The following is a 419-nucleotide window of genomic DNA, read 5'->3' as shown; positions in this document are numbered from 1 at the left end:
TTAGTATCGATAACGATGCGATGTTTTGAGTCGATATTATCAATGATGATGTCCGTCTTCATATTAGGAAGGATATTATCCATACCTAAGCTTTTATCACTTATTTGCCACTTAAGCACTTTCCCCGAGCTTACTCTATAACATTGATTTGACAGAACCGTAGCATAAAATCCAGCTACCCCTTTTTCAAAGAGTTTGCGCAGCCACGGTAGATTGTCTCTCTGTGCTGAAGACAACTGCCTTGTACCTTTAGATTCTGTTGGTAAGGCCAGATTAAACGCCAGATGTGCAGCCGTTACCATTGGCTTATCTTCAGCATCATGTCTCCCAAATCTATCCACTGATACCTCACTACGACTGGGGCGTGTTTGACTGACACCCATTTGTCTTAGACGTATATCTAGCGATCGACACCAATG

The 419-nt window shown here is 42.2% G+C and carries 1 pseudogene; it reads right to left on the bottom strand.

The features are described from left to right. Positions 1 to 341 (bottom strand): annotated as a pseudogene (locus tag BTV99_RS12720) (5-methylcytosine-specific restriction endonuclease system specificity protein McrC); the annotation flags it as partial. Positions 342 to 419: the final 78 nt, after the last annotated feature.

Source organism: Psychrobacter sp. Rd 27.2 (assembly GCF_001921755.1).
GTDB lineage: Bacteria > Pseudomonadota > Gammaproteobacteria > Pseudomonadales > Moraxellaceae > Psychrobacter > Psychrobacter celer.
Note: the sequence above shows the minus strand (reverse complement) of the source record. Positions and strands in the feature narration are given on the sequence as shown.